General features: G+C 65.8%; 1 protein-coding gene. It reads left to right on the top strand.

The window, feature by feature from the left end:
• Positions 1 to 23: 23 nt before the first annotated feature.
• Positions 24 to 833 (top strand): IS5 family transposase, encoded by an 810-nt coding sequence (locus MGN01_RS23310; protein ID WP_147049163.1) that lies wholly within the window; start codon positions 24 to 26, stop codon positions 831 to 833.
• Positions 834 to 843 lie beyond the last annotated feature (10 nt).

The following is an 843-nucleotide window of genomic DNA, read 5'->3' as shown; positions in this document are numbered from 1 at the left end:
GCGGGGATTCCAGATGAAGGGGCATGACCTCTTCACGCAGAGCTTACCCGTCCGACGTTTCCGATGACGAATGGGCATTGGTCGCCCCGTACCTGACGCTGCTGCGCGAAGATGCGGGCCAGCGCGAGCACAGCCTGCGCGAAGTGTTCAACGGGCTGCGCTACGTCGTGAAGACGGGAGCACCGTGGCGGTGGATGCCCCACGACCTGCCACCCTGGGAAGCCGTCTACCAGCAGGCCCAGCGCTGGCTGGCGGCCGGCTGCTTCGAGCAACTGGCCGACGATCTACGGTCGCTCTTGCGCCTGGCATCGGGCTGTAACTCCGAGCCGAGCGCGGCCATCCTGGACAGCAGGACCCTGCGGTCGACGCCCGAGAGCGGCGAGCGGGCGGGTTACGACGGAGCCAAACGGAAGCAGGGCTCAAAGCTGCACATGGCCGTCGATACGCTCGGGCATCTGCTTGCCCTCCATGTCACGCCGGCCAGCGCCGATGACCGTGCCCAGGTTGAGCATCTCGCCAAGGCTGTGCAGGCCGCCACCGGTGACAATGTCGGGCTCGCCTATGTCGACCAGGGCTACACGGGAGAGAAGCCGGCCAAGGCAGCCCGCGCGCACGGCATCGAACTGGAGGTCGTCAGACTGCCCGAGGCCAAGCGCGGGTTTGTCCTCTTGCCGCGGCGCTGGGTGGTGGAGCGATCCTTCGCCTGGGCAACACGCTTCCGACGCTTGGTCAAAGACTACGAGCGCTACGCCAGCACATTGGCAGACCTGCACGTGATCGCCTTCGTCTGCCTCATGCTCAAAAAGGCCGCTCTACTCGCCGCGGGTTCATAACAGCCTCTAG

The sequence above is a fragment of the Methylobacterium gnaphalii genome (assembly GCF_007992215.1).
Lineage (GTDB): Bacteria > Pseudomonadota > Alphaproteobacteria > Rhizobiales > Beijerinckiaceae > Methylobacterium > Methylobacterium gnaphalii.
The sequence above is the reverse complement of the archived record's forward strand: the minus strand, read 5'-3'. Positions and strand labels throughout refer to the sequence as shown.